This is a genomic window from Agromyces seonyuensis (assembly GCF_009789225.1).
Taxonomy (GTDB): domain Bacteria; phylum Actinomycetota; class Actinomycetes; order Actinomycetales; family Microbacteriaceae; genus Agromyces; species Agromyces seonyuensis.
On the sequence record NZ_WSTA01000103.1, the window covers coordinates 1 to 11,944 of the forward strand.

An 11,944-nucleotide genomic window follows, 5' to 3' on the forward strand; every position below is an offset into this window, starting at 1 on the left:
GGGCTCGACCGCGCGGAGGCCGCGGCCCGCGCGGCGAGCGAGCGGGTGGGCGTGCTGCGCACGGACGTCGCCGGCCGCCTCGCCACGAGCGGCGGCCGCTCGGTCGAGGAACTGGACGCCGTCATCGACGAGCACGAAACCGCGGTGCAGGCTGCGGCCGCCGCGACGCGCGCGGCCGACGCGGCGAAGGTGCAGCTCGCTCGGCTGCGGGCCGAAGCCGATGACACGGAACGCAAGCTCGCAGCGGCTCGCGCGACACGGGAGTCCGCGGCGGCGAACCTCGTCGCTGCCGAAGCGTGCCACGACGCGGCGGCAGCGCTCGTCGCCGAGCATCGCGCGGACTTCGCCACGGTGGACGCGCGGGCGAAGGCACTCCGCGCCGAACTCGATGCAGCCCGACGGCTCGCCGAGGCGATCACGGCCCGAGGAATCACCGAAGAGCGTTCGGCATTCGCGTCGGCGGCGCTCGCCGAGCAGCTCGGCAATCACAGGTTCGCGGACGCGGACGCCGCCGGAGCGGCCCGCCGCGGCGACGCCGACCGCGCTTCCCTCGAGCGGCGCATCAAGGTGCACGACGACGGGCTCGCGACTGCGCGCGGCACCCTCGACGAGCCCGGCATCGCGACGCTCCCGGCGGAGGCCGTCGACGTCGAGTCGGCCGCAGCGGCCGAACGCTCGGCGCTCGCCGACCGTGATGCCGCCCGGGGTCGCCAGCAGCGGCTCGCCGGCGACGTCGAACGGCTCGCGGGGTTCGCCCGGCGTCACGCGGCCGAGGTCGCATCCGGTGCGGAGCGCCTCGCCGAGTACGAGATCGTCGAGAAGCTCGCGCGCACCGTCGCCGGTGAGACGCCGAACACGATGAAGATGCGCCTCGAGAACTTCGTGCTTGCCGCCGAACTCGAGGAGATCGTCACGGCCGCGAACGCGCGGCTGCGCACCATGTCGGGCGGGCGGTACCTGCTCGAGCACACCGACGCCGTCGCGCATCGCAAGGCGAAGTCCGGGCTCGGCCTCGAGATCCTCGACCAGCACACCGGCCAGGCACGCCCGCCGCACTCGCTGTCGGGCGGCGAGACGTTCCTCGCGTCGCTCGCACTCGCGCTCGGCCTCGCCGAGGTCGTCACCGGTCGGGCCGGCGGCATCACGCTCGACACGCTCTTCATCGACGAGGGCTTCGGTTCGCTCGACGCCGACACCCTCGCGATCGCGATGGGCACGCTCGACTCGCTCCGATCCGGCGGCCGCACCATCGGCCTCATCAGCCACGTCGAAGCGATGCAGGAGCAGATTCCCGCCCGCCTCGACGTCGACCTCGCCGAAGGCGGCTGGAGCATCATCCGCCAGAGCCGCTGACCGACCGACGCTGCTGGGGCGAGGCCGGGACGGGCCGGTCTGGCCGATCTCCGCGGTCGGTGCCATGCTGCCGCCATGCGCTTCGAATCGACCATGTTCCAGATGGGCAACAACACCGGCATCGAGGTGCCGACCGAAGTCATCGAGGCCCTCGGCGGCGGCAAGCGGCCCGCGGTCGCGGTGGTCGTGAACGGCTACGAGTACCGGTCCACGGTCGGGGTCATGGGCGGCAAGGCGCTCATCCCGTTCTCGTCGGACAAGCGGGCAGCAACGGGCATCCACGGCGGCGACGCGATCACGGTCGACCTCGAACTCGACACGGCGCCGCGCGAGATCACGGTGCCCGACGATCTCGCCGCCGCGCTCGAGGAGGCCGGCGTGCGCGCGGCATTCGACGCGCAGGCGCCGAGCAAGCGCAAAGCGGATGCCGCGAACGTCGAGGGCGCGAAAGCCGCCGAGACCCGCGCCCGCCGCATCGACGCCATCGTCACCAAACTGCGCGGTTGATCGGCTGGGCTGATTAGCCGGGCTGCCGGACGGCTGACCGGACGGGCCGGACTGGGGACGGCCCGTGGCGGGGCGCCCGCGGCCGGCGGCAGGCCGAACCGGAGCGCACCGCGCCCGACACCGAGGAACCGGGATGCCGCGAGCCGACGGGAAGCGTCGGATCCGGTCATCCATCGCCCGATCTGCGACGAGCCGTCGCCCCGACGCCGAGCCGTGACTAGGGTCGAACGCGGGGGTGGCGATGACGAACGGCGGGGACCGGGTACCGATCGATGCGCAGCAGGTGGATGCCCCGCTGTCGCGGTTTGCCGTGTTCCTCGTGCTCGGGGTCCCCGATCGGGCCGAGGGGCTCGACGTCGTGCGCGAGGAGATCGCGGGCATCGACGACCTCGTGAAGACGGTCGGCTTCCGCGACCTCAACGCTCACCTCTCGTGCGTCGTCGGCATCGGCGCCCGGCTCTGGGACCGGCTCTGCCCCGACGCCCGCCCGGCGGAACTGCGCGAGTTCCCGCTGATCGTCGGCCCGACGCACACGGCGCCGCCGACTCCGGGCGACCTGCTCTTCCATATCCGCGCCGAGCGCCTCGACCTCTGCATCGAGTTCGAGCGGCTGCTGCTCGACGCACTCGGCGACGCCGTGACCGTCATCGACGAGACGCAGGGCTACCGCTACTTCGACGCTCGCGACTTCCTCGGGTTCGTCGACGGCACCGCGAACCCGATCGGCGCGGAGCTCGCCGAGGCCTCCCTCATCGGCGATGAGGACCCCGGCTTCGCGGGCGGCAGCTACGTCGTCGTGCAGAAGTACGTGCACGACCTGACGCGGTGGAGCGACCTCACCACCGAGCAGCAGGAGGCCGTCATCGGCCGCCGCAAGGCCGACGACGTCGAACTCGACGACGCCGCGCCGGGCACGCAGGCCGCGCACAAGACGCTGACGACGATCATCGGGGACGACGGCGAAGAGCTCGACATCCTGCGCGACAACATGCCCTTCGGCCGCCCCGGCCAGGGCGACCTCGGCACGTTCTTCATCGGGTACTCGCGCCGGCTCTGGGTGATCGAGCTCATGCTGCGGCGCATGTTCCTCGGCGATCCGCCGGGCCTGCACGACCGCATCCTCGACGTCTCGACGGCGCTCACCGGCACCACGTTCTTCGTGCCGTCGAACCCGGTGCTGCAGGGGCTCTCGACGGCGCCGCCGGACGCGCCGACCGAGGAGCCGGGCGGCGGCACGCCGATCGGCAGGCCGACACCGCACGGCGGGGCATCCGAAACCGGTTCGGCCGGTTCCGAGGAGCCCGGAGCACCTGACGACGCGATCAGTGAGCGAACGGGCGACGGCTCGCTCGGCATCGGCTCGCTGCGCGCCCACCGCGACACGACCCGGGAGAAGGGCACCTCATGAGCGACCACCTGCTGCGACACCTCGCGCCGATCCCGTCGGACGCCTGGAGACTGCTCGACGAGGAGGCGAAGGAGCGGCTGCCGGTCGCCCTCGCCGCGCGCAAGCTCGTCGACTTCGAGGGGCCGAAGGGTTGGGAGCACTCCGCGACGAACCTCGGCCGCGTCACCGCGGTGGTCGCCGCGCCCGCCGAGAACGTCATCGCGCGCAACCGCCGCGTGCTGCCGCTCACCGAGCTCCGCGCCGCCTTCGCGCTCACCCGCGAAGAGCTCGTGGATGCCTCGCGCGGCGCCGACGACGTCGACCTCGGGCCCCTCGACGAGGCGGCCGTGCAGATCGCGAGCGTCGAGAACTCCGCCGTGTTCAACGGCTGGCCGGAGGCCGGCATCGCCGGGATCGTGCCGTCGTCCCCCCACGCCCCGCTGCTGCACGACGGCGACGATGCCGCGGGCTACGACGACCACGTCGCCTCCGCGATCGCGACGCTCAAGCACGCCGGCATCGACGGTCCCTACGCCCTCGCGCTCGGACCGGCCGATTGGACGGCCGTCGTCGAGTCCAACGACGCCGGCGGCTATCCCCTCGTGCGCCACCTCGGCGACGTGCTCGGCGGCCCGATCGAGTGGGTGCCGGGCCTCGAAGGCGGCGTCGTGCTCAGCCTGCGCGGCGGCGACTACGTGCTCGAGGTCGGCGAAGACCTCTCGATCGGCTACGCCGCGCACGACGCCGAGACGGTCTCGCTCTACTTCGAGGAGAGCTTCAGCTTCCGCGTGAACACCCCGGAGGCGGCGGTCTCGATCCGCATGGCGTGACGGCGGGCACTGCCGGAGCCCTCGACGATCGAGGGCGCGATGGATGCCGGGGAGGGCGGCTCAGTCCCCGACCGACCTGATGCGCTCGCGCCGGCCGGGCACCCCGCCGGCGACGGGCATCCACCCGGTCTCGCCCTGCAGGTCATACACACGGAACGCGCACGGCATCCCGCGCGCCTCGAGCAGGTCGGGGCGGTCCATGAGCTGGAAGTGCAGGTGCGGCGAGGTCGAGTTGCCGGTGTGCCCGACCCGGCCGAGCAGGTCGCCGCGGGCGACCCGCTGCCCCGCTTCGACCGCGACGCTGCCCGGCGCGAGGTGCGCGAACCCTGCGTAGACCTCCGGAGCGTCGGCCGGGACCTCGTCGCCCGAGCGCAGTTCGATCGGCTCGGTCATCCGCAGCACGACGTGGTTGCCGAGGATCAGCGGCAGCTTCTCGGGCGTGAACGTCAGGGCGTTGCGCAGCGCGAGGCCGAACTCGCGGAACGGGTTCACCCACTCGCGTTCGGCCAGGCCGTCGGAGGCGACCACGACTTCGCCGTCGAAGGGCGCGTGGATCGGCTGCCCCCACGCGAAGCAGTCGCGCGCCCGCCCGCCGACGGTCTCGGTCTGCCACGCGCTGCCGGGGTGCACGTGCACGCCAGGTCGGTCATCCACCCGCACGAAGTCGAAGGCGTAGCGCTGGCCGAGCTGGTCGGTGCCGTGGCTCGGGATGCGGTGCGCGGGCGTCGTGACGGCCATCCAGCCGGCGCCGCGGAGCGGGAAATCGACGAGGATCGCGTCGTGGATGCGGTCGGAGGCGGCGTCGGGTGCGGCCGATCGGGGCATGCGCCCAGCGTGTCAGGCGGTCGAGCCCGGCCGCAACGAGCGGCCTGCCGGCGCCCTCCGGCTCACGCGGACGGCGCGGGCGGGTCCGGCTCGTACGGGTAGGCGGCCGCGCCGACCGAATAGCCCGGGTGCTCGAGCGGAAAGTCGGCGAAGGAGAATGGAGCGGCGTGCTCGGCCACCGCGACGGCGATGAGTCCGGACAGCCAGCCGGCGTAGACCGGGTCCCGTGACGGCTCGATCGGCGGCAGCAGTTCGAGCATCCGGTCCGCGACGGCGCCCGAGGGGGTCGAGGGATCGACGTGCAGGCCGAAGTAGTCGTGCTCGGCGCCGGACGACCAGCCCAGGTCGCCGCCCTCCGGTGTCAGCACGTGGAACCGCCAGAAGAGGCCCGACGGCGCGAGCCCGCAGCGGACACGTACGCCTTGGAACCCACGACGATGCAGTTCCCGAACGCCCTCGAGCAGGCGCACCGTGGTGCCCATGCGGAGCGCACCCTCGACCGTGCGCACGACGTCCGCGTCGGGGTGCACGATCCGCACCTCCTCGAACTGACCCGGCATCCCCGAGAGCGCGGCGACCGCGGCGTTCGCGGAGTCGCGGACGCTCCACCCGTAGACGCCGGCGCCGATGAGCGGGACGGCGACCGACTCCGCGCCGAGCAGCGCGGCGACCTCCAGCGAGCGCCGGAAGGCCGAGACGAGCACGGCGGGGTCGGTCTCGCCGACGTGCCGGTTGGGGCCGACGGCGTGTACGACCCAGCGCGCGGGCAGATCGCCGGCGCCGGTCCAGCCGGCTTCGCCGACGGGCAGACCGTGGGGGAAGCGCTCGATGCACTCGGCGAGGATGCTCGGGCCGCCGGCCCGGTGGATCGCGCCGTCGACGCCGCCGCCGCCGCGCATCGCGGGACTCGCGGCGTTCACCACGGCATCGACCGCTTGGACGGTCAGGTCGCCTTGGAGCGCAGTCACGATCGACATGGCAACCAGTGTGCCGCTTCCGGGCCGGCCGTGGGCCGGGGACGCGTGGCCGTGCGCACCCGACCCCGAGGATGCCGGCACGGGGCATCCGGATCGGCCCGGGTCGTCGCCGGTGCGGGCCGGACGACGAGCGAGATCGGCCGGGTCCGGCAGGACACCCCTGCCCGCCGGACACGACCGGTGCCGCGCGCCCGAACGCGCGCAGCATGGGACGAGCCCGGCCGGTGTCGCGGCCGGGCTCGTCATGGCGCGTTCCGTCCCCCGGAGCGGCGCCGTTCCCCCGTCTGGTCCGCGCGCGCCTCGCGGCGCGCGCGGGACGCGTCAGGCTGCGAGCAGCTTGAGCGAGTCGATGACGCGGTTGGAGAAGCCCCACTCGTTGTCGTACCAGGCGACGACCTTGATGTGCTTGCCGTCGACGCGGGTGAGCGTCGAGTCGAAGATCGACGAGTGCGGGTTGCCGACGATGTCGCTCGAGACGAGGGGCTCGTCCGAGAACTCGAGCACGCCCTTGAGGGGGCCCTCGGCGGCGGCGCGGTAGGCCTCGATGACCTGCTCGCGGGTGACGTCCTTCGAGACCGTCGTGTTGAGCTCGACGATCGAGCCCACGGGGATCGGCACGCGCATGGCGTCGCCCTGGAGCTTGCCGTCGAGGTTCGGGAGCACGAGGCCGATGGCCTTCGCGGCACCGGTCGAGGACGGGATGATGTTCTCGGCGGCGGCGCGGGCGCGGCGCGGGTCGGAGTGCGGCGCGTCCTGCAGGTTCTGGTCCTGCGTGTAGGCGTGCACGGTGGTCATGAAGCCGTGCTCGATGCCGGCGAGGTCGTCGAGGACCTTCGCGAGCGGGGCGAGGGCGTTCGTGGTGCACGAGGCGTTCGAGACGATGACGTCGGTCTCGGCGTTGTAGGCGTCGGTGTTGACGCCGTAGGCGAGGGTGACGTCGGCGCCGGTGGCGGGAGCCGAGACGAGCACCTTCTTGGCGCCGGCGGCGAGGTGCGCCTTGGCGGCCTCGGCGTCGGTGAAGCGGCCGGTCGACTCGAGCACGAGCTCGACGCCCAGCTCGCCCCAGGGGAGCTTCGCGGGATCGCGCTCGGCGAGGACCTTGACGCGGTGGCCGTCGATGACGAGGGTGTCGCCGTCGACCTCGACGGACTTGGAGAACTTGCCGCCGGCGGTGTCGTACTTGAGGAGTCGGGCGAGCGTGGCGGGGTCGGTGAGGTCGTTGACAGCGACCAGCTCGAGGTCGGTGTTCTGCTCCGTTAGGGCACGGACGACGTTGCGTCCGATGCGACCGAAACCGTTGATGGCGATGCGCGTGGTCATTCTGGTGATTTCCTTTCCTGGACCGCTTCCCATATTCGTCCCGTCAAGTGCGAGCCAGAAGTGGCCGTGCGGCCGCTTCCCGAAAGGATCGGGCCACCCGGTCGACGGGACCGTGAACGGTGCATGGATGCGCGGCGAGCGAGCCGCTCGGGCCCGGCGCGGCAGGGTGCGCCGACGGCGTCCGATGGGCCAGGATGCCCGTGGGGGCCGGCTCGTCCGGTGGACGGGATCGGGGGATCGCGTGGAACTCGATGTCGGCGACATCGCGCAGCAGGTCTCGACCGGGCGGCTGCCGGACTGGCGTGCGGTCGACGGGCTCGTGCGCGCGGCGCACGAGCGGTACCGCACCGTCGAGGACGGCGAGGTGGCCGACTACATCCCGATCCTCGCCGAGGCCGACCCGACCGCATTCGGCGTCGCCGTCGTCGGCGTCTACGGCGGGGTGCACGAGGCCGGCGACGCCGGGCAGCCGTTCTCGATCCAATCGATCTCCAAGGCGTTCGTCTTCGCCCTCGTCTGCCAGGAGCTCGGGCACGACGCCGTGCTCGAACGCGTCGGCGTGAACAACACGGGCCTGCCCTTCGACTCCGTCATCGCGATCGAACTGCACGACGGTCATCCGCAGAACCCCATGGTCAACGCCGGCGCGCTCGCGACGACCGCGCTCGTGCCCGGCACCCACGAGGCCGAGCGCTGGGCGTTCATCATCGACGGGCTCTCCCGCTTCGCCGGCCGACGGCTCGAGGTCGACGAGGTGGTCTACGAGTCCGAGACGGCGACGAACCAGCGCAACCGCGCGATCGCCCGACTGCTCCAGAGCTACGGCCGCATCGAGCGGGAGTCGCGCCACGTCGTCGACCTCTACACGCGGCAGTGCTCGGTGCTGGTCACCGCTCGCGACCTCGCCACGATGGGCGCGACCCTCGCCGACGGCGGGACGAACCCCCTCACGGGCGAGCAGGTCGTCTCGGCCGAGGTCGCCCGCGACACCCTGGCCGCCCTCGCCGCGAGCGGCCTCTACGAGCGCTCGGGCGAGTGGCTCTTCGAGATCGGCCTGCCGGGCAAGTCCGGCGTCTCCGGCGGCATCGTGACGATCGCCCCGGGCAAGGGCGGCATCGGCACGTACTCGCCGCGCCTCGACAGCGCGGGCAACAGCATCCGCGGCCAGCGCGCGACCGCCTACCTCTCGCGCAGCCTCGGGCTGAACATCTTCGCCTCCGACGTCACCCGACGCGAGGCCCCGGAAGGAGCGAACGGATGACCGCCGCCACGACTACGACCGTCCGCGCGTCGTGGACGCCCATGATCGCATGGCCCTCATGCTCGGTGTGGAGCTCGGGCAGCCCTTCGGTCGAGTGCGTCGGGCGTCGGGTCGGGCGTCGCGGGGTCGTCAACCGAGCGCGATGACGCCGTCGAGCACGGCCGTCTCCAGGGGCCGGTCGGCGTAGATCAGGCGCTCGCGCCGCGCGGTCGCGGGGGCGTCCGGACCGGCCTCGCTGCGGCCGCGCCAGACGAGTTCGAGCGGCAGCCGGTCGAGCACGCGGATCGACGCCGGGTTGTCGGCGAGCACGCGGGCCGTCACGGGCATCCGAATGCCCGCGGCCTCGACGGCGGCGAGCACGGTGCGCGCGGCCTCGCCCGCGAACCCCCTGCCCCACGCGCGCGGCGCGAACCGGTAGCCGAGGTTCAGCACCTGCCCTCCGCCCGCGAGCGTCTTCACCGTGGCGGCGACCACGCCGAGGAAGTCGCCCTCGTCGAATCCGTCGACGCCCGCGCCGGCGCGCACGCCCCACTCGCCGACGCCCGCGGCATCCCAGCTCGCGTCGCTGCGCCGCACCATCGAGATCGCGTCGCCGATGCCGTGAACCGCCCCTCGGGGTAGTGCTCCCAGGTCGCCGGATCGCCGTAGACGGCGAAGACGCCCTCCACGTCGTCGAGGACGAGCCGGTCGTAGCGCAGGCGTTCGGAGACGAGGTGGTGCGAAGTCACCCGGCGACCCTACGCCCCGCTGCCCGGACGCGAGCCGAGCGCCCGACCGTTCGCGGCTGCGGCTCTGCAGGGCGCTGCGCACCGCGGCTCTGCCCTCGGCAGCTCTGCCCACAGCAGCACCGCTCTGGGCAGCACTGCTCTCGGCGGATTCCGTGGCGGCGGGGCAGCCGCCCGTCGCAGCCTGGTGCGCATGAGCGACGAATCGATCCAGCATCCGATGGATGCCGAACTCGCGGCGCGACTGTTCCGGCAGCGCATCGTGGTGCTCGGCACCGAACTCGACCAGGCGGGCGGCAACCGGCTCACGACCCAGCTGCTGCTGCTCGCCGCCGACGATCCGGAGCGCGACATCGCGTTCTGGATCAACTCCCCCGGCGGTTCCGTGCCGGCCATGCTCGCGATCCTGGACGTGATGCGCGCCATCCCGAACGACGTCGCGACGATGGCGATCGGCATGGCGGCGAGCGCGGGCCAGTTCCTGCTGACGGCGGGCACGCCCGGCAAGCGCACCGCACTGCCGCACGCGCGCATCCTGCTGCATCAGGGCTCGTCGGGCATCGGCGGCACCGCGATGGACATCGAGCTGCAGGCCGACGACCTGCGCCACACGCGCGACACCGTGCTCGGCATCACGGCCGAGCTCACGGGGCAGCCGCTCGAGCGCATCGAGCAGGACTCGCTGCGCGACCGCTGGTACACGGCGGAGCAGTCCGTCGAGTACGGCTTCATCGACCGCGTGGTCACCGACGTCGCCGACATCTACCCGGCGGCCGTCGCGACCCGGTTCGGCACGGGGTTCGGCGCCGAGGCGGCGGGGCATCCGCTCGCCGTGCAGGGAATGGGGGCGCTCGCATGAGCGGTTACACGATCCCGTACGTCACCGAGCGCAGCGGCGGCGTCGAGCGTTCGATGGACGTCTACAGCCGGCTGCTCTCCGAGCGCATCGTCTACCTCGGCACCGAGCTCGACGACGGCGTGGCCAACGTGCTCATCGCGCAACTGCTGCACCTGGAGTCGTCGAGCCTCGACTCCCCGATTCAGCTCTACGTCAACTCGCCCGGCGGCTCCCCGTCGGCGATGCTCGCGGTCTACGACACGATGCAGCACATCCGGCCGAAGGTCGCGACGACGTGCGTCGGCCAGGCGGGCGGCCCGGCGGCCGTGCTGCTCGCGGGCGGCGCCCCGGGGATGCGCTCGATCCTCCGGCACGGTCGCGTCGTGCTGCACCAGCCTGCGTCGGAAGGCCGCGGGGCGATTCCGGATCTGATCCTGCACGCCGACGAGGTGCTGCGCGTGCGCGCCGAGCTCGAGGCAGTGCTCGCGCACGACACGGGCCGCACCGGCGAGCAGATCCGGCACGACACCGACCGCGACCTCGTGCTGCCCGCGGTCGCGGCGGTCGAGTACGGGCTCGCCGACCGCGTGGTCGCCGTCGAGCGGGCGGGCGCGTTCGGGGTTCCGGGGTCGTCGGCCGGGTCGGGCGGCTCGGTCGGGCCGGGGGCGTCAGGCGGCGAGCAGCAGGAGATCGCGCGGGTCTGAGACCGCGCCCGGCCGGGCGTCGATCGGGCTCGCATCGAGTTCGAGGATGCCCGTGCGGGCGTCGCCGCGCTCGTCCTCGGCGTCCCCGTCGAGGTCGACGAGCACCGGGCGGTGTGGTCCCGCCGGCCGGAGCGGCACGACCGGCCGGCCCTGCCGGCCGAGCACGAGCATCCGGTGCTCGGCATCGACGCGGGCCCGCGCGAGGATGGCGGCCACATCGGCGGCCAGTTCGTCGAGGCCGAGGCCGAGCGCGTCGGCGACGGCGCCGAGGATCTCGCTCGACGCCTCCTTGCGCCCGCGCTCGACCTCGGAGAGGTACTGCGTCGACACCCCCGCCGACCGGGCGACGTCGGCGAGGATGCGGCCCTGCGCGAGGCGCGTTCGCCGCAGCACCGCCCCGACCGCGTCGCGCCAGAGCGGCTTCGGTTGCGTCTCGGACGGTGCGGCGGCGATCCCCATGCGGGGCAGGCTAACCCCGGCCGGTGCGCGGCGTCTGCCCGGATCCGCTCACAGCAGAACCCTGCGCCCGGGCCGTGCGCGACGTGTCGGGGCCGGTCGCCGCTGGACGCCGCACGCGAGCGGAAGCAGCGGCTCGCACGACGAGGATGCCGAGGGTCGCGGCGCCGACGACCGCCGCGGCGAGCGGGCCGAGCGGCGCGACCCCCGCGGTGCCGACGACGACCGAGGCGAGCGCCGCGCCGACCGCGACGCCGAGGTTGAAGAGCACCGGGATGAGGGCGCCGGCCGTGCCGCGATGCTCGGGGCCGGCGAGGCGGAGGATCTCCGACTGGGCGAGCGGCGGCAGCGCTCCCGACGCGATCGCCCAGACGGCGACGACCGCGATGCCGATCACCGGATGCACCGGGGCGAACGGGAGGGCGACCAGCGCCGCCGCCGTGACCGCGGCGCTCACCGCGAGGGCGCCCAGCGTCGAGCCGCGCACGCGCCCGGCGAGGGCGATCCCGATCGTGGAGGCCGCGCCGAACACGAGCAGCATCGTGGCGACGCCGCCCGGCAGCGCCTCGGCGGGTGCCGCCGCGAGCCGCGTGAGGAAGGTGTAGGCGCCGTAATGCCCGACGAGGAGGAGCGCGACGAGGACGGCGAGGACGAGTGCGCGACGCATGCCGGTGCCGCCCGCGCGGGGCGTCGCCGCCGCCTCGGCGGCACGGGAGCCGCCCGTGCCGCCGCGCTCGACGCCGACGCCGACGCCCGCGGCC

Annotated in this window: 12 protein-coding genes and 1 pseudogene; 7 read left to right on the forward strand and 6 right to left on the reverse strand. The window is 73.5% G+C overall.

Annotation, left to right across the window (positions count from 1 at the left end; all coding sequences use genetic code 11):
* From GB864_RS16370 to GB864_RS16385, 4 genes are all read left to right on the forward strand, one after another.
* Positions 1-1,353: SbcC/MukB-like Walker B domain-containing protein (locus GB864_RS16370; protein WP_272898211.1), on the forward strand; the 1,353-nt coding region annotated here is incomplete at its 5' end.
* A gap of 75 nt (positions 1,354-1,428) precedes the next feature.
* On the forward strand, positions 1,429-1,860 hold the full coding sequence (locus tag GB864_RS16375) for a YdeI/OmpD-associated family protein (RefSeq protein WP_160426767.1): 432 nt from the start codon (positions 1,429-1,431) through the stop codon (positions 1,858-1,860).
* 241 nt (positions 1,861-2,101) lie between these two features.
* Positions 2,102-3,268: a Dyp-type peroxidase gene (locus GB864_RS16380; RefSeq protein WP_160426768.1), complete on the forward strand. Its 1,167-nt coding sequence runs from the start codon at positions 2,102-2,104 to the stop codon at positions 3,266-3,268.
* Positions 3,265-4,077: a family 1 encapsulin nanocompartment shell protein gene (locus GB864_RS16385; protein ID WP_160426769.1), complete on the forward strand. Its 813-nt coding sequence runs from the start codon at positions 3,265-3,267 to the stop codon at positions 4,075-4,077. The genes GB864_RS16380 and GB864_RS16385 overlap by 4 nt, the downstream gene beginning before the upstream one ends.
* Positions 4,078-4,137: 60 nt before the next feature.
* On the opposite strand, the gene GB864_RS16390 is transcribed toward GB864_RS16385, so the two are convergent.
* The 3 genes from GB864_RS16390 to gap form a co-directional block, all read right to left on the reverse strand.
* A complete protein-coding gene (locus GB864_RS16390) occupies positions 4,138-4,902 on the reverse strand; it encodes a M23 family metallopeptidase (RefSeq protein ID WP_160426770.1) in 765 nt (254 codons plus the stop codon).
* A 62-nt stretch (positions 4,903-4,964) separates the two neighbouring features.
* Positions 4,965-5,879: a macro domain-containing protein gene (locus tag GB864_RS19005; protein WP_202107316.1), complete on the reverse strand. Its 915-nt coding sequence runs from the start codon at positions 5,877-5,879 to the stop codon at positions 4,965-4,967.
* Between the two features lie 321 nt (positions 5,880-6,200).
* Complete coding sequence (gap, locus tag GB864_RS16400) at positions 6,201-7,199, reverse strand: type I glyceraldehyde-3-phosphate dehydrogenase (protein WP_160426771.1); 999 nt, start codon at positions 7,197-7,199, stop codon at positions 6,201-6,203.
* Positions 7,200-7,440: 241 nt separating this feature from the next.
* On the opposite strand from gap, the gene glsA reads away from it, so the two are divergent.
* The gene (gene glsA, locus GB864_RS16405; RefSeq protein WP_336604048.1) at positions 7,441-8,460 is read left to right on the forward strand and encodes a glutaminase A; all 1,020 of its coding nucleotides are present in this window, start codon (positions 7,441-7,443) and stop codon (positions 8,458-8,460) included.
* A 129-nt stretch (positions 8,461-8,589) separates the two neighbouring features.
* Here glsA and GB864_RS16410 read toward each other — a convergent pair whose 3' ends face one another.
* Positions 8,590-9,039, reverse strand: a complete 450-nt coding sequence (locus GB864_RS16410; RefSeq protein WP_160426772.1) for a GNAT family N-acetyltransferase — start codon at positions 9,037-9,039, stop codon at positions 8,590-8,592.
* Between the two features lie 339 nt (positions 9,040-9,378).
* Between GB864_RS16410 and GB864_RS16415 the strand changes: the two genes are divergently transcribed.
* Both GB864_RS16415 and GB864_RS16420 read left to right on the forward strand, forming a co-directional pair.
* Positions 9,379-10,044, forward strand: a complete 666-nt coding sequence (locus tag GB864_RS16415; protein WP_160426773.1) for a ClpP family protease — start codon at positions 9,379-9,381, stop codon at positions 10,042-10,044.
* Positions 10,041-10,727 carry an ATP-dependent Clp protease proteolytic subunit gene (locus GB864_RS16420; RefSeq protein WP_160426774.1) on the forward strand — a complete coding sequence of 229 codons (687 nt, stop codon included), beginning with the start codon at positions 10,041-10,043 and terminating at the stop codon, positions 10,725-10,727. The genes GB864_RS16415 and GB864_RS16420 overlap by 4 nt, the downstream gene beginning before the upstream one ends.
* Here the strand turns inward: GB864_RS16420 and GB864_RS19010 are convergent.
* Positions 10,692-11,186 (reverse strand): helix-turn-helix domain-containing protein, encoded by a 495-nt coding sequence (locus tag GB864_RS19010; RefSeq protein WP_160426775.1) that lies wholly within the window; start codon positions 11,184-11,186, stop codon positions 10,692-10,694. The two genes, GB864_RS16420 and GB864_RS19010, sit on opposite strands and share 36 nt — an antisense overlap.
* A gap of 10 nt (positions 11,187-11,196) precedes the next feature.
* Positions 11,197-11,944 (reverse strand): annotated as a pseudogene (locus GB864_RS16430) (MFS transporter); the annotation flags it as partial.

Bases quoted from the DNA above. Each gene is read 5' to 3' on its own strand.
- GB864_RS16420 (WP_160426774.1), top strand. From the start codon at position 10,041: ATGAGCGGTTACACGATCCCGTACGTCACCGAGCGCAGCGGCGGCGTC.
- GB864_RS16415 (WP_160426773.1), top strand. From the start codon at position 9,379: ATGAGCGACGAATCGATCCAGCATCCGATGGATGCCGAACTCGCGGCG.
- GB864_RS16385 (WP_160426769.1), top strand. From the start codon at position 3,265: ATGAGCGACCACCTGCTGCGACACCTCGCGCCGATCCCGTCGGACGCC.
- GB864_RS19005 (WP_202107316.1), bottom strand. From the start codon at position 5,879: ATGTCGATCGTGACTGCGCTCCAAGGCGACCTGACCGTCCAAGCGGTC.
- gap (WP_160426771.1), bottom strand. From the start codon at position 7,199: ATGACCACGCGCATCGCCATCAACGGTTTCGGTCGCATCGGACGCAAC.
- GB864_RS16380 (WP_160426768.1), top strand. From the start codon at position 2,102: ATGACGAACGGCGGGGACCGGGTACCGATCGATGCGCAGCAGGTGGAT.
- GB864_RS19010 (WP_160426775.1), bottom strand. From the start codon at position 11,186: ATGGGGATCGCCGCCGCACCGTCCGAGACGCAACCGAAGCCGCTCTGG.
- GB864_RS16375 (WP_160426767.1), top strand. From the start codon at position 1,429: ATGCGCTTCGAATCGACCATGTTCCAGATGGGCAACAACACCGGCATC.
- GB864_RS16390 (WP_160426770.1), bottom strand. From the start codon at position 4,902: ATGCCCCGATCGGCCGCACCCGACGCCGCCTCCGACCGCATCCACGAC.
- GB864_RS16410 (WP_160426772.1), bottom strand. From the start codon at position 9,039: ATGGTGCGGCGCAGCGACGCGAGCTGGGATGCCGCGGGCGTCGGCGAG.